A 15,156-nucleotide genomic window follows, 5' to 3' on the forward strand; every position below is an offset into this window, starting at 1 on the left:
GATAGTGAGGTCCGCCCTCGTGAAAGTAGGTCATCGTCAGACTAACCCACAAAACAAAGCCCTGCTCTCAAAAGAAAGCAGGGCTTTGGCGCGTCAACGCGTAGTTGAGCCACAGGAGACCCCTATGACCGAGCGCTGTGCCTGGTGTGGCAACGACCCCATGTACGTCGCCTATCACGACGCTGAGTGGGGCGTCCCCAGCCACGACGACCGCCACCTGTTCGAGATGCTGGTACTCGAAGGGGCACAGGCGGGGTTGAGCTGGATCACCATCCTGCGCAAGCGGGAGCATTACCGCCGCGTGTTTGCCGATTTTGACGCGGAGCGGGTTGCACGTTACACCGACGACGACGTGATGCGATTGCTTGCCGACCCGGGCATTGTGCGTAATCGGCTCAAGGTGGCGTCTGCGATTGCGAATGCGCGCGCGGTGCTCGATGCGCGTGAACGCTTCGGCTCACTCGATGCCCTGGTGTGGCAGTTCGTCGATGGGGTGCCGCGCAATGACGTGCGCCGATCATTGGCCGACGTGCCCGCCGAGACAGCCGCGTCGCGAGCGATGAGCCGCGAGCTCAAGCGCCTAGGCTTCCGCTTTGTGGGGCCGACGGTGTGCTATGCCTTCATGCAGGCGGTGGGGATGGTGAACGACCACGTCGAGGGTTGCTTTCGCCAGCGCGAGATCGCCGCCGGGTGCAGCATCACTTGACCACGCCCCAGGCCTTGAGCCGGCTGTAGGAGTACTGCGCTGCATTACCTTGCTGACTCTGGCGAAGGTAGGCGAGGTAATGCTGAGCTGCAGCCTGGCGGTTGCCAATGCCCTCTAGCGCGATGCCCTTGAGGAAAGTGGTGCCTGCATCGCCGGGCAGCAGGCGGTCGAAACGGTCAAGGTGCTCGAAGGCGCTGCCTGGATCGCGTTGCTGGAGCGCGAGCACCCCGGAGAGTTTGTGCGCCTGGGCCTCTTGCGGGTAGATCTCGCGGGCGACGCTGGCGTAGGTGCCGGCTCTGCCCGTCTCGCCCTGCGCCTGCAGGCACTGAGCCATGCGCAGGTTGCTGGCGTAGTCGCGCGGGGTCTTGGCGATTGCCGATTCGAACTCGACTTGGGCCGCCGTGTATTGCTTGGCTGCCATCGCGGTTTCGCCGTTCTTGCAGGCGTTGATGGTGGGGCGGATGCGGCGCAGGCTGGCGGTGCTGTCCATGAAGCGTTCGCGCCGGGCGTCCTGGCTGTTGCTGATGCGGTACTGGTTGTCGGCGGCGGCCTGTGCGGCCTGCATGCGCTCGTGGCTCATCGGGTGGGTTGAGAACATGGTACGCAGCAGCGAGGGTGCAGCCTTTTCCTCATCAACGAGCAACTGGTGCAGGCGGACCATTCCGGTGGCCGGGTAGCCGGCCTTGACGAGGTAGTCCTGGCCCAGCGCATCGGCTTCGCGTTCGTGTTCGCGCGAGTAGCTGGCGAGCAGGGCGCTGGCGCCGATCTGTCCGCCAATGGCCATCACCCCGCCCCAGTTGGAGTCCTGCGCCGCGACGTTGAGCCCGGCGAGCGCAGCTTGCGCGATCAGGCTCTGGCCCTGGCGTTGGGCGGCATGGCGGGCGTTGACGTGGCCAAGTTCGTGGCCCAGAAGTGCGGCGAGCTGGGCCTCGTCGTCGAGCTCGGCAAGGATGCCACGGGTGATGCCCATGGCGCCGCCGGGGAAAGTGTAGGCGTTGACGTAGTTGGCGTTGAGTACCCGGTAGGAATAGGGCATCAGCGGACGGTGGGTCAACCCTCCCATGCGTTTGCCGAGTTCGGCCACGTAGCGGTTGACCGTTTCGTCCTGGATGGCGCCGAGGTCCTGGGAGAACTGGTGCGGCGCGACCTGGGCGTCGGCCAGTTTTTCCTGGGCCTCACTCATGCCGACCAGGATGGTCTTGCCGGTGACCGGCGATGCTGCGCAACCAGACAGCGCGGCCGTGCCGGCACCAAGCAGCCAGAGCGCCTGGCGTCGGGTGATGCGGTTGCGTTCAAGACTGCGAGCGAGGGCGTCGAAGCGGCTCATGACGTTTCGTCTGTCGAGGGGGGCGGGATTGGGTGGTCTGGCGCAGGTCCGGTCGCCGTCTATAGCCAGCCCGCCTTGCGGAAGCGCCACCACAGGAAGCTTGCGGCGCTGGCGATGACGCCCAGGCCGAAGAGGTAGCCGTACTCCCAAGTCAGTTCGGGCATGTGATTGAAGTTCATGCCCCAGATGCCGGCAAAGGCGGTGGCGACGGCAAAGATGCCCGCCCATGCGGCGAGGCGCTTGCTGATCTCGGTCTGGTCGATGGTAACCATGGAGAGGTTCACCTGGATGGCGGTGCCGATGGTGTCGCGGATGCCGTCGAGCGAGGCGTTGATGCGGGCGAGATGGTCATAGACGTCGCGGAAATAGTGTCGGCTCTTGGCGCAGACCTCGGGGACGCGGCCGCTGTGCAGTTTGCCGGCAGCTTCCATCAACGGCAGAACGGCATGGCGAAGCAGCGTCACCTTGCGCTTCAGGCGGTACAGGCGGCGGATGTTGGAGCGCGCCGCGCCGCGGGTGAAGATGCGTTCTTCCAGCGCCTCGACCTCGGTCTCGAGTTTTTCGATGAGCGGGAAGTAGCCATCCACCACGGCGTCCATGAGCGCGTAGAGCACATAGCCCGGGCCCTTGGCGAGCATCTTCGGCTCGCGCTCGCAGCGTGCGCGTACGCCGAGGAAGTCTCGTTCGTGGTTGTTGCGCACCGACAGGATGTAGTTCGCGCCGACGAAGACGTGCACTTCGCCCACCTGGAGCTTGCCTTCGCGCTCTTCGACGAGGTGCATGACAGCGAAGAGCTCATCCTCGTACTCCTCAACCTTGGGGCGTTGGTGGCGGTGGTTGGCATCCTCGATGGCGAGCTCGTGCAGGTCGAACTCGTCCTTCATCACCGCCAGTTCGTTGGCTGAGGGGTCCTTGAGTGCGACCCAGACGAAGGTGTCGGGTTGCTGCAAGGTGTCGCGGATGGCCTCGACCGGAATATCGGCGAGCTTGCGGCCGTGCTGGTAGGCGGTGCAGTTGATGAGCATCGTGTTGAGGCTGGGCGCAGTTCAGGCTGTGGCGATGCACTCAGCTTGCGAGGCGTCGATCGCCTTGGGGCCGGTGTCGGGAAGGAAGTGACCAGGGTGGTTGATATCCTGCAGGATCAGCATTTCCGCCTGGGTCGCGGTGACCGGGCGCGAATACATGAAGCCTTGTACGTGGCTCGCGCCAAGCGCGCGCAGTAAGGCCTCCTGCTCGATGCGCTCGACCCCTTCGCAGATGACCTCGAGTTTGAGCTGTTTGGCAAGGCTCAGGATGGTCTCGACAAAACTGCGGTCAGTCGGCCGGGTGTCGATGTGTTCGATGAAGGAGCGGTCGATCTTCAGCGCATCGATCGGCAAGCGGTGCAGATAGGACAGGGACGAATAGCCGGTGCCGAAATCGTCGAGCAAGAGCTTCAAGCGGGAGCGTTTTAACGCTACGAAAAGCTCGATCGCCCGCTCGGCATCGTCCATCATCGCGCTCTCGGTGATCTCTAGCTTCAGATGGCGCGGGGCGAGACCGCTCTGACGCAGGCTCTGGCGGATGTCCTTGAGCAGGTTTGGATAGGCGATCTGGCGGGCGGCGAGGTTTACGCTGACGGTCAGTGCCGGTCGGCGAGGGTGGGTGTTTTGCCAGCGCTTCAGGTCGGTACAAGCCCGCTCCAGGATCCAGCGTCCGATCGGAACGATGAGGCCGCTTTCCTCGGCCAGCGGGATGAAGCGGGCGGGCGATATGAGGCCGCGTTCGGGGTGATTCCAGCGTGCCAGGGCCTCGAAGCCGACCAGCCGCCGGTCTCTGATCCGTACGAAAGGCTGGTAGTAAACCTCGATCTGGTTGCGTTCCAGGGCCCGCCGCAGATCGAGTTCGAGATCGAGCCGGTTGAACGCTTCCTCGTGCAGTTTGCGATCGAAGATGACATGAGCGCCGCCACCTTGAGTCTTTGCGCGCTTGAGGGCCATGCCCGCATCGCGCAGCATGGCATCGGCTTCGTCGTAGTCCGGTGTCGAGAGCGTCATGCCTGCCGACAGGCTCATAACGACCTCCTGCTCATGGAGCTCGAAGGGCAGGGTGCAATGTGCTTGCAGGCGCTTGATGACACGGATCGGCGAGGTTTCGTCACGGATATCCTCGAGCAGGATGCCGAACTCGTCGCCGCCGAGGCGCGCCACCATGTCGGTCGGTCGCGTCGAGCGGCGCAGCAAGTTGGCAAGCTCGACCAGCAGCAGATCGCCGATGCGGTTGCCGAGGCTATGGTTGATGACGCTGAAGCGGTCGATGCCACAATGGATGACGGCAAATCGCAGCTCCGGATTGCGCCGTGCGCGCTGAATGGCGTGACCGATGCGGTCGACGAAGAGCCCGCGATTGGGCAGCCCGGTGAGGCCGTCGATCAAGACTTCCGGAAGTCCGCCCGCGTCAGTGCGCAGACGTACACCTGTTTCATGCGCGGAGACATAGTAGAGGTGATGCTCGCGGTCCAGATTGACGTTCCAGGCCAGCCCCACGTAGTGGCCGTCCGCGTGGCGGCATCGGCATGAGAACCTCAGGGTGGTCTTGTCTTGGCCGAGTTGTGCGAGGCGGTCGCGCACGCTGTTGCGATCGTCGTCGTGTATGAATGCGGCAAAGGGGCGCCAGCGCAGTGCTGCTTGGCCGACACCGAGGACATCTTGCCAGGCCTCGCTCATCATCTGGACGTTCCCGTCTTCATCCAGGACCATCAGCAAGGTGCCGGGCAGCCTGAAGAAGGCGCTCTCTGTCGGGAAGGCTTGAGGTGGCTTGCGGTAAACCTTGATCATCGGGCGTGCCCAGGTTCGTAATGAGGCTGTAACGGCGGGATGTTAAGCGCTTCCTGTGGTGTCGGGCTAGTTGATGAGAGCGGGAAGAGGCGCAGCGATGACCGACACGCGCCGAGATGGCACTCGCCGCCGAGACGTCCGTGTCGGCCTCGCTACCCCGCCTTCACCGCATCGAGCAGGTCCTTTACGGCCTTCACCCTGTCCTTGAGATTGGGCAGGCTCACGCGGCGCACAAGCTTCTCGGGCCCGGCCATCTTGGTGCTGCGGTCCTTCTGGATCAGGAAGATGACCTTGACCGGGTCGATGGGGGCGTCCTTGGCGAACTGCACGCTGATCTGCGCGTCCGAGGCGTCGAGCTTGTTCACCCCGTAGTCTTTAACAAGCATGCGCAGGCGGTGGGTTTCGACGAGCGCTGCAGTTTGCGGCGGTACCTCGCCGAAACGGTCGATGAGTTCTTCCTGCAGCGCGCGCAGGTCTTCCTCCATCTCGCAGTTGGCCAGCCGCTTGTACAGCGTCAGGCGCTCCTGCACGTCGGGGCAGTAGTCAGTGGGCAGCAATGCGGGGGTGTGCAGGTTGATCTCGGACACGACCTCGAGCGGCTGCGACAGGTCGGGCTCCTTGCCGGCCTGGAGGTCCTTGACCGCGCGCTTGAGCATCTCGGTGTACAGGCTGAAGCCAACCTGCTGGATCTCGCCCGACTGATTTTCGCCCAGCACCTCGCCGGCGCCGCGGATCTCCAGGTCGTGCATGGCCAGGTAGAAGCCGGAGCCGAGATCCTCCATCATCGCAATCGCTTCGAGCCGCTTCTGTGCCTGCGCGGTGGGCTTTGCGCCGGGCATGGTCAGCAGGTAGGCGTAGGCCTGGTGGTGGCTGCGGCCGACACGGCCGCGCAACTGGTGCAGCTGCGCCAGTCCGAAGCGGTCGGCACGGTTGATGATGATGGTGTTGGCGGTGGGGATGTTGATACCGGTCTCGATGATGGTGGTGCACAGCAGCAGGTTGGCGCGCTGCTGGGTGAAGTCGCGCATCACGCGCTCGAGCTCGCGCTCGGGCAACTGGCCATGGCCGACGACGATGCGGGCCTCGGGCAGCAGCTCTTCGAGGTCGTTGCGCATGTTGTCGATGGTGTCGACCTCGTTGTGGAGGAAGTACACCTGGCCGCCGCGCTTGAACTCGCGCAGCACCGCCTCGCGGATCACGCCGCGGCTGGAAGGCTGGACGAAGGTCTTGATCGCCAGGCGCTTCTGCGGTGCGGTGGCGATCACCGAGAACTCGCGCAGGCCTTCCATCGCCAGGCCGAGCGTTCGCGGGATCGGCGTGGCGGTCAGCGTCAGGATGTCGACTTCGGAGCGTAGCTGTTTGAGCGACTCCTTCTGGCGCACACCGAAGCGGTGCTCCTCGTCGATGATCACCAGCCCCAGGCGTTTGAACACCACATCCTTCTGCAGCAGGCGATGCGTGCCGATGATGATGTCGACCTTGCCCTCCGACAGTTGCTGCAGGGCCTCGGCCTGCTCCTTGGCTGACTTGAAGCGCGACAGCTCGGCGATCCTGATCGGCCAGTCGGCGAAGCGGTCGGCGAAGGTCTGGTAATGCTGCTCGGCGAGCAGGGTGGTCGGACACAGCACCACCACCTGCTTGCCATCGGCCACGGCGATGAAGGCGGCACGCAGCGCGACCTCGGTTTTGCCAAAGCCGACGTCGCCGCACACCAGGCGGTCCATCGGCCGGCCGGACTTCATGTCGCCGACCACAGCGTCGATCGCGGCCTGCTGGTCGGGCGTGGTCTCGAAGCCGAAGCCTTCGGCAAAGGCTTCCAGGTCGTGCTGCTTGAAGTCGAAGCGGTGGCCGGGACGTGCGGCGCGCTGGGCGTACAGGGCCAGCAGCTCGGCGGCAGTATCGCGCACCTGCATCGCCGCCTTCTTCTTGGCCTTCTCCCACTGGCCCGAGCCGAGGCGGTGAAGGTCGACTGCCTCGGGGTCGGCACCAGCGTAACGGGTGATGACATGCAGCTGCGACACCGGCACGTAGAGCTTGTCGCCCCCGTTGTACTCCAGGTGCAGAAACTCGGTGTCGCCCTCACCCAGGTTCATGTGGATGAGCCCAAGGTAGCGGCCGATGCCGTGGGATACATGCACCACCGGGTCGCCGATCTTGAGTTCGGACAGGTCGCGCAGCCAACCTTCCATGGTCGCGGCCTTGCGCGCATCACGACGGACTCGGCTGCGCGCGGTGGTGGCATAGAGTTCGGTCTCGGTGAGCACCGCCAGCTTCGCCGCGGGCAGCACGAAGCCGCGCGCGAGCGGCGCAACGCCCAGCGCGAGGCGGGCATCGGTATCGAGGAAGGCGCCAAAGTCAGCGCTGGCCTCCGGCTTGACGCCGTACTCGCCGAAAAATTCGGCCATGGTCTCGCGTCGGCCAGGCGAGTCCGACAGCAGCAGCACGCGGCCGTCGAAGCTGTCGAGGAAGGCCTTGAGCTTGTGCAACGGGTCGGTGGCCTTGCGCTCGACAGCGACCTCGGGCGGCGGCAGGGCAAGTGCGCCGGCGGTGTCGGCGCAGGCTTCGACACCCATCGAGAGCTTCGGAAGGTTCTTCAGTGCGATGAAGAAGGCTTCGTCGCTCAGGAAGAGTTGGTCGGGTGGCAGCACCGGACGAGTGCGGTCGCCCTTCAGAAGGTCGTAGCGCGAGCGCGTGTCTTTCCAGAACTCCGCGATCGCCGCCGGCACGTCGCGGTGCAGCAGCACCGGTGTGTCGGCAGGCAGGTAGTCGAGCAGGGTCGCGGTGTCGTCGAAAAACAGCGGCAGGTAGTACTCGATACCGGCAGGCGCAATGCCGTTGGAGACGTCCTTGTAGATCGACGCACGCGTCGGGTCGCCCTCGAAGGTCTCGCGGAAGCGGCTGCGAAAGCGCGTGCGGCCCTTGTCGTCGAGAGGAAACTCGCGCGCCGGCAGCAAGCGGATCTCCTTGGTCGGATACACCGTGCGCTGGGTGTCCGGGTCGAAGGTCTTGATGCTCTCGACCTCGTCGTCGAAGAGGTCGATGCGAAAGGGCAGCGGCGAGCCCATCGGGAACAGGTCGACCAGCCCGCCACGCACCGAGAACTCGCCCGGGCTCACCACCTGAGTGACATGCGCATAGCCGGCGAGCGCCATCTGTGCCTTGAACTGCTCGACATCGAGCTTCTCGCCCTGCTTGAGGAAGAAGGTGTAGGCGGCCAGGTAGGCCGGTGGCGCCATGCGATACAGCGCGGTCGAGGCTGGCACCAGCACGAGGTCGGTCTCGCCGCGGCTGATCGCGTACAGCGTCGAAAGGCGCTCGGAGATGAGATCCTGGTGCGGAGAGAAGTTGTCGTAGGGCAGGGTTTCCCAGTCGGGCAGCAGGTGCGCGCGCAGGCCAGGGGCGACCCAGGCGATCTCGTCCTGAAGGCGCTGGGCGTCGAGCGGGTTGGCGGTGATCACCACCAGCATGCGGCCGCGGCCGGCGAGCTGGGCGATGGCAAGCGCGTCGGCCGAGCCGGCCAGTGCGCCGGTCTCCAGCCGCGTGCCGGGCTTGGGAAGCACGAGCGTGGAAAGCGGGCGGAGCAGGGCGTCGAGGGATGTGGGCATGATGTTGTTGTTCGGTTGCTGCTTGAGGCGATTGGGGCGAGGCGGTGCCAGGAAACGCCAGCCATTGGCGCAGGCCGGCATTATCCCCGCAAAAATGCCTGTTGTTGTATTCAGGCCATCAGATCCAGTCCGGGCGGTCGTGCGGCCAGCGCCGACCCTGCCATGGTCTCGTAGGCCGAACGCGCCTGGCGCACGAGATAGGCGGACGGCGAGTCGGCAGCTGTTGCGGCGGCTGCGGCGGCAGGCCTGCCGCCATCGACACCGTCGCCAGCCTCTTCAGGGGGGATTGCTTCGCGCTCGAAGACCTGGCGGGCAAGCTCCATACGAGCCTCCATGGCCATGCGGGTGGCCTGTGCCGCGACCTGTCGATCTTGTGGCGAGGGGTCGGCTGGGGCGAGTGCGGCGGCACGGATCTGCTCGGCCTTGGCAAGCGTCTCCTCGGGTGTCCGTCCGGGCGAGGTATCGATGCTGACCTCGCCGCCGACTGCATAACGCTGTCCGTCGGGGCCTGTCTGGTAGGTGTAGCTTGCGCCTCGTGTGACCAGGCCGGCGCCTGCGGCGACGTGGGCCATCTCGTGTGCCCTGACCTCGCGGTCGCGCTGCTGGAGTTGCTGGAGTAGGCGCTGTTCCTGATCGGTAAGCGCAGATTCATCACGTGCGTAAGCGCCGCCACCGCCCTCGAGCTCGGTCTGCGGGTCGTCTGGCGTCACCTCGGCTGCGGTCGAGCCCGCGGCTTGGCTTCGATCCTGGCGGGTGGTGGTGGGCGCCGGGTAAATGGCCTGAGTGGATGCCCAGGCGGCAACGCCGGCAGCGGGAATGGCCATGCTGCAGGAATGCCTTGATTGAAAACGCCTTCTATTCTAGTGCAGCACTTTCCGTGGTGCCCAGATGTTGCTCCAGCCAGGCGCAGGCCGCCCGTGCCTGCAGACGTTCGTCTTCGCGCTCGTCGGCACCATCCGGTAGAGCCAGCCAGTGGCGGGGGCCTTTGAGCAAGGCATAGGCTTTCTCGAGGATGGCGCTGTCCGGACTGCGTGGGGTGACGATGAAGCGTACCGGGCAGCGCAGTGCGCGCAGAGGCTCGGCGCCAGCGAGATCGGGGCGGCCGTTGAGGAAGACCAGGGCGGTGAAGCGGTCTGGGTCGCGTACCACGGCACGCACGGCGGCGGCGCAGCCGGTGTCCTGTCCGACCAGGCCGAGCCTGAGTGCCCCGATCGGCGGCTGATGGGCGATCCATTCCACTGTGCTCTGGATGCGCTCGCTCAGGCGGGGAATGTTGTAGGCGGCGTCCGGGTCGCGGTGGACTTCCTGGCGGGTGAGCAGGTCAAGCGTGACGGTGGCGAAGCCATGGCGATGCAGCTCGCCTTCGAGAGCGGACTCCGGCCCGTCGAGCGCAGGGTGTCCGGTGGAGTGCAGACGCAGCACCAGCCCGCGCACGTTGGGTGCGTGACAGAGCAGTCCTTCGAGCCAGACGCCCTGTGCGGGAATACTGATGAGTGTCTTGCGTAGCTTCACGTCGATGCCATTGTGCAGGGTTCGGGCTGTGCTCGCGGTGGCGGGCTCGGCTAGGTGCTAGCGCGAGCACTGGCTCGGTGTTCAGGTCCGTTGAGGTCGATGCAGCGCCACTGGGATGCGACGTGCGCCGAAGGGCTTGCCGATGGCCGCTCCCACTGCGCCATATCGGCCGGCAAGCGCAGTGCCACAGCGGGGGCAGCATCCCGCGGTATCGAGCCGATAACTGCGGATCTCGTACCAGTCGCGCACGATCAGCGCTTCACCGCAGCCGGCACAGTAGCTGGTGTCGCCGTCGCTGTCATGGACGTTGCCGGTATAGACATGCTGCAGGCCGGTATCGCGTGCGATCCGGCGTGCCCTGCGCAGGGTGTCGAGTGGTGTTGCGGGCACGTCGGCCATCTTGAAGTCCGGGTGGAACGCGCTGAAGTGCAGCGGTACGTCAGCGCCCAGAGTGCTGCACACCCAGTGCGACAGCTTACGAATCTCGTCGTCGGTGTCGTTGCAACCGGGGATGAGCAGCGTGGTCAGCTCAAGCCATACCGTGGTCTCGCGCTTGAGCCAGGTAAGGGTGTCGAGAACCGGCTGAAGATGAGCACCACAGAGCTTGACGTAAAAGTCGTCGCTGAAGCCCTTGAGGTCGACATTGGCGGCATCCATGTGCGAGAAGAAATCATGCCGGGCACACTCGGAGATGTAGCCTGCCGTGACCGCGACCGTCTTCAGCCCGCGGGCGTGGCAGGCTTCGGCAACGTCGATGGCATACTCGGCGAATATGACCGGGTCGTTGTAGGTGAATGCAACGCTGTGGCAGCCCCAGCGCTGTGCGGTGGCGGCGATCTCGTCCGCCGAGGCAGCGTCCATCAGGGTGTCGAGGTCGCGTGACTTGCTGATGTCCCAGTTCTGACAGAACTTGCAAGCAAGGTTGCAGCCCGCGGTGCCAAAGGACAGCACGCTGCTGCCTGGGAAGAAATGGTTGAGCGGCTTCTTCTCGATCGGGTCGATGCAAAAGCCAGAACTTCTGCCGTAAGTGGTGAGCAACATCTCGTCGCCCGCACGCATGCGCACGAAACAGGCGCCGCGCTGATCGGGGTGCAGCTTGCATAGGCGCGGGCAGAGGTCACACTGGTAGCGGCCGTCGTCGAGACGGTGCCAGTAGCGCGCCGGGTAGCGCGCACCGATGCTTGCACCCGCATTCGCGTTCATATGTGCGCTCCCGTAGCTTCGCTCCACTTCTGCACGCGGTAGCGCGCAGCCATCAGGCCCGGCACGGCCCGGTCGGTAGGCAGGCCGGCCTTGCGCTTGAGTGCGGCAAGGAAGGCCTCAGGGGTGGGCAGCTGCGTCCAGACCTGGGGCAGGAAGGTGGCTGACCTGCAGCCGGAGAACAGGATCAGCCCGTCCTCGTGCGGACGCAACTGCGCGAGCAGCGCGGTTTCATCGGCGAAGTCGATGAACTCGGGTTCGCTCAGCACCGACACTTCAATGCATACGGTGTCGAGTTCGTCACCAGTAAGCGGCTGAAAGCGCGGGTCCTGCGTTGCGGCTGCGATGGCGTTGGCGATGACGTCCTCGCCGAGCGGACGGGAGCGCCTGAGGCTGCCGATGCAGCCTCGCAGGTCGCCATTCTCGGTGAGCGTCACGAAGCTGGCGCCGCGTTCGTGCAGGCGTTCGTCTTCGGGCAGGGAGGGGCGCGGGCCGCGACCGAGATTGTGGGCGATCGCCGTTCGGGCGAGGCGGAGGAGAATGGGACCGAGTTCAGTGTCGTGCATGGCTTGGGGGGTCCGCTTCGCAGAAGGCAACGCTGGCGTAGCCCACGACGCTGGCACGATCGCCGGCCGTGTCACCGGAGTTGCGCAGGTCGAGCAGGCGGGCATGAAGATGATGGTTCTGTGCCGCGAGCAACAGGCCGTTGATGGGTGTGGCGCCGCAGGCCTGCTCGTGGTCGAGGCCGGGACGCAGCGCCAGGATCTCCTCGATCGCGGCACGGTCGGACCATTGAGCCTCGTGGTAGCTCAGGTAGTGAGACAGGTCGGAGCTGACCAGGAGCAGCGTCTCCGGTCCACCCCATAGATCCTCGAGCAGATTCGCCACGGCTTGCGGGCGCGCATCGCCGACCAGGATAGGCACGATCTCGAAGCGTTCGAGCAGACTTTGCAGGAAAGGCAGCTGCACTTCCAGGCAATGCTCCAGCGCATGGGGGCGATCATCGACGACGATGTCGTCGCGCGCTTGCAGGCGCAACCAGTCGGCCCGCGCAAGAGGGACCTCGCCGAGCGGGGTGGCGAATGCCTGCGCTGCGGGCAGCGCAAAGCCGCGCACCGCAACTCGGTGGGTAGGGCCGAGCATGACGACGCGGCGGATACGGTCGCGCATCGGGGTGAGCTGGGCGTAAGCGGTCGCGGCAATCGGGCCGGAGTAGATGTAGCCGGCGTGCGGCACGATGATGGCCTTGGGCCAGCGCGCGTGCTCCATTGCTACGGCGGTGGACATCAACTCGGCGAGCTGCGTCCGCAGCACGCGTTCATCGCGTGGGTAAAACTGCCCGGCCACCGCGGCCGGGCGGATCGAAGCGAGTGCCATGGACGTGAGCCCCGGGGATGCCTGCGGCACAGGCGAACAATTAAATTATAGGCCTTCGCCACAGCCGCTGCAGGGCGCAGCTAGAATGCGCGCCATGCAGAAATCCCGCTCCCGCCATTATGCGATCGTGCCTGCGGCCGGCACGGGTTCGCGCATGGGCGCCGCCCAGCCCAAGCAGTATCTGCCTCTGCTCGGGCGGCCACTCATCCACCACGCGTTGTCCGTACTGTGCGCTGCACCCGAGATCGACGCCGTGTTCGTCGTGCTGTCGGTCGATGACCGCGAATGGGCGCGCCACGATTGGTCCGGCCTCGGCCCCAAGCTCAAGCCGCTGTTCTGTGGCGGTGCGACACGCGCCGACAGCGTGCTGGGCGGCCTGCGCGCGATCGCGCATGAAGCGGAGCAAAGCGACTGGGTGCTGGTGCATGATGCGGCGCGCCCGTGCCTTGCACCTTGGCATGTTGACAAGCTGACTCGCGAGCTTGCGCACGACGAGGTCGGTGGCCTGCTTGCCGTACCGGTGGCCGACACGCTAAAGCGCGCTGATCAGCATCGCCATGTCGTCGAGACCGTGGCGCGCGATAGCCTGTGGCAGGCGCAGACGCCGCAGATGTTCCGTTACGTGATGCTCAGACGGGCGCTGGAGGGAGCGCGTAACGTCACCGACGAGGCGAGCGCGATCGAGGCCGCGGGCCTGCGCCCCCGGTTGGTGCAGGGCGATGCGACCAACCTCAAGGTGACCTATCCGCTCGATCTTCATCTGGCCGAGTGGATTCTTCAGAACAGGGAGGGTGTGCAGCAATGAGTTTTCCGTTCCGTATCGGCCAGGGCTTCGATGTCCATGCCCTCGTTCCTGGGCGCGCATTGATTGTCGGTGGAGTAGATATCCCCTTTGATCGTGGCCTGCTCGGGCACTCGGATGCCGACGTGTTGCTGCATGCGCTGACTGATGCGCTGCTCGGCGCGGCAGGCCTCGGCGACATCGGCCGCCTGTTCCCGGACACGGACCCGGCCCACGCCGGGGCTGACAGCCGGGTGCTTCTGCGCGAAGCCTTTGCGCGTGTTCGCAGCGCAGGTTGGGAGGTCGTGAATGTGGATGCCACGTTGATCTGCAAGGCGCCGCGAATCCTGCCCCATGCGCCGGAGATGGTTGCGAATATTGCCGCAGACCTCGAGATCGACCCAGCGGCAATCAACATCAAGGGCAAAACGACCGAGAAACTGGGCTTTACCGGTCGCGGCGAAGGTATTGCGGCCCAGGTCGTAGCCATGCTGGCGCGCGTCCAGCCATGACTGCGATGTGCGGGGGTAAAGCGCCGCCGGACGATCACGAACACTTGCGCGTGTTCTTCGCGTTATGGCCCGACGCTGCGACGGCTAACCGTCTTCATGCGCTGGCGCGCGCCTTGCAGCTGCTCTGCGGTGGGCGTGTGATGCGTCGTGACACGCTCCACCTCACGCTCGCCTTTCTGGGGGAGGTCCCGACTGTTGCGCTCGAGTCTGTGCTGCGGCTCGGACGGCAGATCAGGGGTGAAGCCTTCGCCCTGACTGTGGATGTGGCCGGAAGCTGGCATGGCAACCGCGTCGTGTGGGCTGCGCCATCGACCCCACCGGGTGCCTTGCAGGCGCTGGCGGCACAACTTTGCACCGGTGTCCGTAATGCCGGCCTGGCGCTCGATGAGCGGGCCTTCAATCCTCATGTGACCTTGCTTCGCAAGGCACATGACGCACCACCAGCAGGCCCTGTGGCGCCCGTGCACTGGCAGGTGGCGAGTTTCGCCTTGATGGCTTCCGAGCGCACGGCACAGGGCGCTTCGTATCGGACTTTGGCGCGCTGGCGGCTGCACCAATGAGAACGGGACGCAGAGCGTCCCGTTCTCATTGAAGGTGGCATATCAGCCCTTCCAGTGTCCCATTAGGGAGACACATCTTTCGCTTGGGTTCCTGCTTTCGATACGGAAACTACGATTTTCTCACCAGGATCAAATGCGTCCTCCTTTGTCTGCAGGCCTTCGGCCCTCGACGAGTGACAGATCGGGTACGGCGAAAGCGTGAAAACACCCTCCTTCAGAGAAAGATCGCGGAACCAAGACGTTCGCTGAGTTCGTTCTGCGTGGTCTTGGTGTAGTCCTTTTCAAAACGGTCGGTGACCATTTGCGCCGTGGGTGCATCGATGACGCTGTTGAGCATGCCCATGAAGGCCGGCGGAGCGACCAGGATCGCCCGCTTGAAGGCGTTCTTGGCCCTTCCCTGGTACAACTCCTGAGCGATCTCCTGTGCAAAGACCTTGGCTTCGTGCTGCTTGGGCAGCGTCTGGGGTTGCATCGAACCGCCTCCCGAACCGTTCGCGGCCATGGCGCCCGAGCGGTCGGTGACGAGTTCGGCATTCTTCTGACGGCTTTCCGGGTGGATCAGTTCCTTCACCAGTGTCAGGCCCTTGTTGGGCCCCAAGTTGGCATAGAGTTTGGCGAGACTGGCGTTGGCAACAAGAATCCAGGTTATGGCCATGAGACACCCTCCGTTGCTACTAAAAAGGGCGTTGCCTCGAGCACCGGGCCGGGCCCGAAGGGCATACGCGCTTTCAGCTTAGGACACGAAATCGGGGTCTGCCAA

14 protein-coding genes are annotated in these 15,156 nt (G+C 64.9%); 4 read left to right on the forward strand and 10 right to left on the reverse strand.

Annotation, left to right across the window (positions count from 1 at the left end):
- Positions 1-124 precede the first annotated feature (124 nt).
- Positions 125-706 (forward strand): DNA-3-methyladenine glycosylase I, encoded by a 582-nt coding sequence (locus C662_RS11265; protein WP_002928932.1) that lies wholly within the window; start codon positions 125-127, stop codon positions 704-706.
- Here C662_RS11265 and C662_RS11270 read toward each other — a convergent pair.
- The 9 genes from C662_RS11270 to amrB all read right to left on the reverse strand — a co-directional run bounded on the left by C662_RS11270 (position 699) and on the right by amrB (position 12,543).
- A complete protein-coding gene (locus C662_RS11270) occupies positions 699-2,033 on the reverse strand; it encodes a M48 family metalloprotease (RefSeq protein ID WP_002928933.1) in 1,335 nt (444 codons plus the stop codon). The genes C662_RS11265 and C662_RS11270 overlap by 8 nt on opposite strands.
- Before the next feature lie 59 nt (positions 2,034-2,092).
- Positions 2,093-3,058, reverse strand: a complete 966-nt coding sequence (gene corA, locus C662_RS11275; protein WP_002928935.1) for a magnesium/cobalt transporter CorA — start codon at positions 3,056-3,058, stop codon at positions 2,093-2,095.
- A 21-nt stretch (positions 3,059-3,079) separates the two neighbouring features.
- The gene (locus C662_RS11280) at positions 3,080-4,849 is read right to left on the reverse strand and encodes a putative bifunctional diguanylate cyclase/phosphodiesterase (protein ID WP_002928937.1); all 1,770 of its coding nucleotides are present in this window, start codon (positions 4,847-4,849) and stop codon (positions 3,080-3,082) included.
- Positions 4,850-5,001: 152 nt separating this feature from the next.
- Complete coding sequence (mfd, locus tag C662_RS11285) at positions 5,002-8,454, reverse strand: transcription-repair coupling factor (protein ID WP_198291895.1); 3,453 nt, start codon at positions 8,452-8,454, stop codon at positions 5,002-5,004.
- Between the two features lie 110 nt (positions 8,455-8,564).
- Positions 8,565-9,278 (reverse strand): putative metalloprotease CJM1_0395 family protein, encoded by a 714-nt coding sequence (locus C662_RS11290; RefSeq protein WP_002928940.1) that lies wholly within the window; start codon positions 9,276-9,278, stop codon positions 8,565-8,567.
- A 31-nt stretch (positions 9,279-9,309) separates the two neighbouring features.
- The gene (locus C662_RS11295) at positions 9,310-9,966 is read right to left on the reverse strand and encodes a dienelactone hydrolase family protein (protein ID WP_002928941.1); all 657 of its coding nucleotides are present in this window, start codon (positions 9,964-9,966) and stop codon (positions 9,310-9,312) included.
- Between the two features lie 81 nt (positions 9,967-10,047).
- Positions 10,048-11,169, reverse strand: a complete 1,122-nt coding sequence (amrS, locus tag C662_RS11300) for an AmmeMemoRadiSam system radical SAM enzyme (protein ID WP_002928946.1) — start codon at positions 11,167-11,169, stop codon at positions 10,048-10,050.
- Positions 11,166-11,732, reverse strand: coding sequence for an AmmeMemoRadiSam system protein A (amrA, locus tag C662_RS11305; protein ID WP_002928948.1), 567 nt, complete (start codon positions 11,730-11,732; stop codon positions 11,166-11,168). Before amrA ends, amrS begins: the two co-directional genes overlap by 4 nt.
- Complete coding sequence (amrB, locus tag C662_RS11310; RefSeq protein ID WP_002928950.1) at positions 11,719-12,543, reverse strand: AmmeMemoRadiSam system protein B; 825 nt, start codon at positions 12,541-12,543, stop codon at positions 11,719-11,721. Before amrB ends, amrA begins: the two co-directional genes overlap by 14 nt.
- An 85-nt stretch (positions 12,544-12,628) precedes the next feature.
- On the opposite strand from amrB, the gene ispD reads away from it, so the two are divergent.
- Genes ispD through thpR form a run of 3 tightly spaced genes read left to right on the forward strand, consistent with a single transcriptional unit; the run spans position 12,629 to position 14,396 of the window.
- Positions 12,629-13,348 carry a 2-C-methyl-D-erythritol 4-phosphate cytidylyltransferase gene (gene ispD, locus C662_RS11315; protein WP_002937502.1) on the forward strand — a complete coding sequence of 240 codons (720 nt, stop codon included), beginning with the start codon at positions 12,629-12,631 and terminating at the stop codon, positions 13,346-13,348.
- Entirely contained in the window at positions 13,345-13,836 is a 492-nt protein-coding gene (ispF, locus tag C662_RS11320; RefSeq protein ID WP_002928960.1) for a 2-C-methyl-D-erythritol 2,4-cyclodiphosphate synthase, read from the forward strand. The genes ispD and ispF overlap by 4 nt, the downstream gene beginning before the upstream one ends.
- 50 nt (positions 13,837-13,886) lie before the next feature.
- Positions 13,887-14,396, forward strand: coding sequence for an RNA 2',3'-cyclic phosphodiesterase (thpR, locus tag C662_RS20045; RefSeq protein ID WP_232431535.1), 510 nt, complete (start codon positions 13,887-13,889; stop codon positions 14,394-14,396).
- Between the two features lie 214 nt (positions 14,397-14,610).
- On the opposite strand, the gene C662_RS11330 is transcribed toward thpR, so the two are convergent.
- Positions 14,611-15,051, reverse strand: a complete 441-nt coding sequence (locus C662_RS11330) for a host attachment protein (RefSeq protein ID WP_002928963.1) — start codon at positions 15,049-15,051, stop codon at positions 14,611-14,613.
- Positions 15,052-15,156: the final 105 nt, after the last annotated feature.

The sequence above is a fragment of the Thauera sp. 28 genome, assembly GCF_000310145.2.
Classification (GTDB): Bacteria; Pseudomonadota; Gammaproteobacteria; order Burkholderiales; family Rhodocyclaceae; genus Thauera; species Thauera mechernichensis.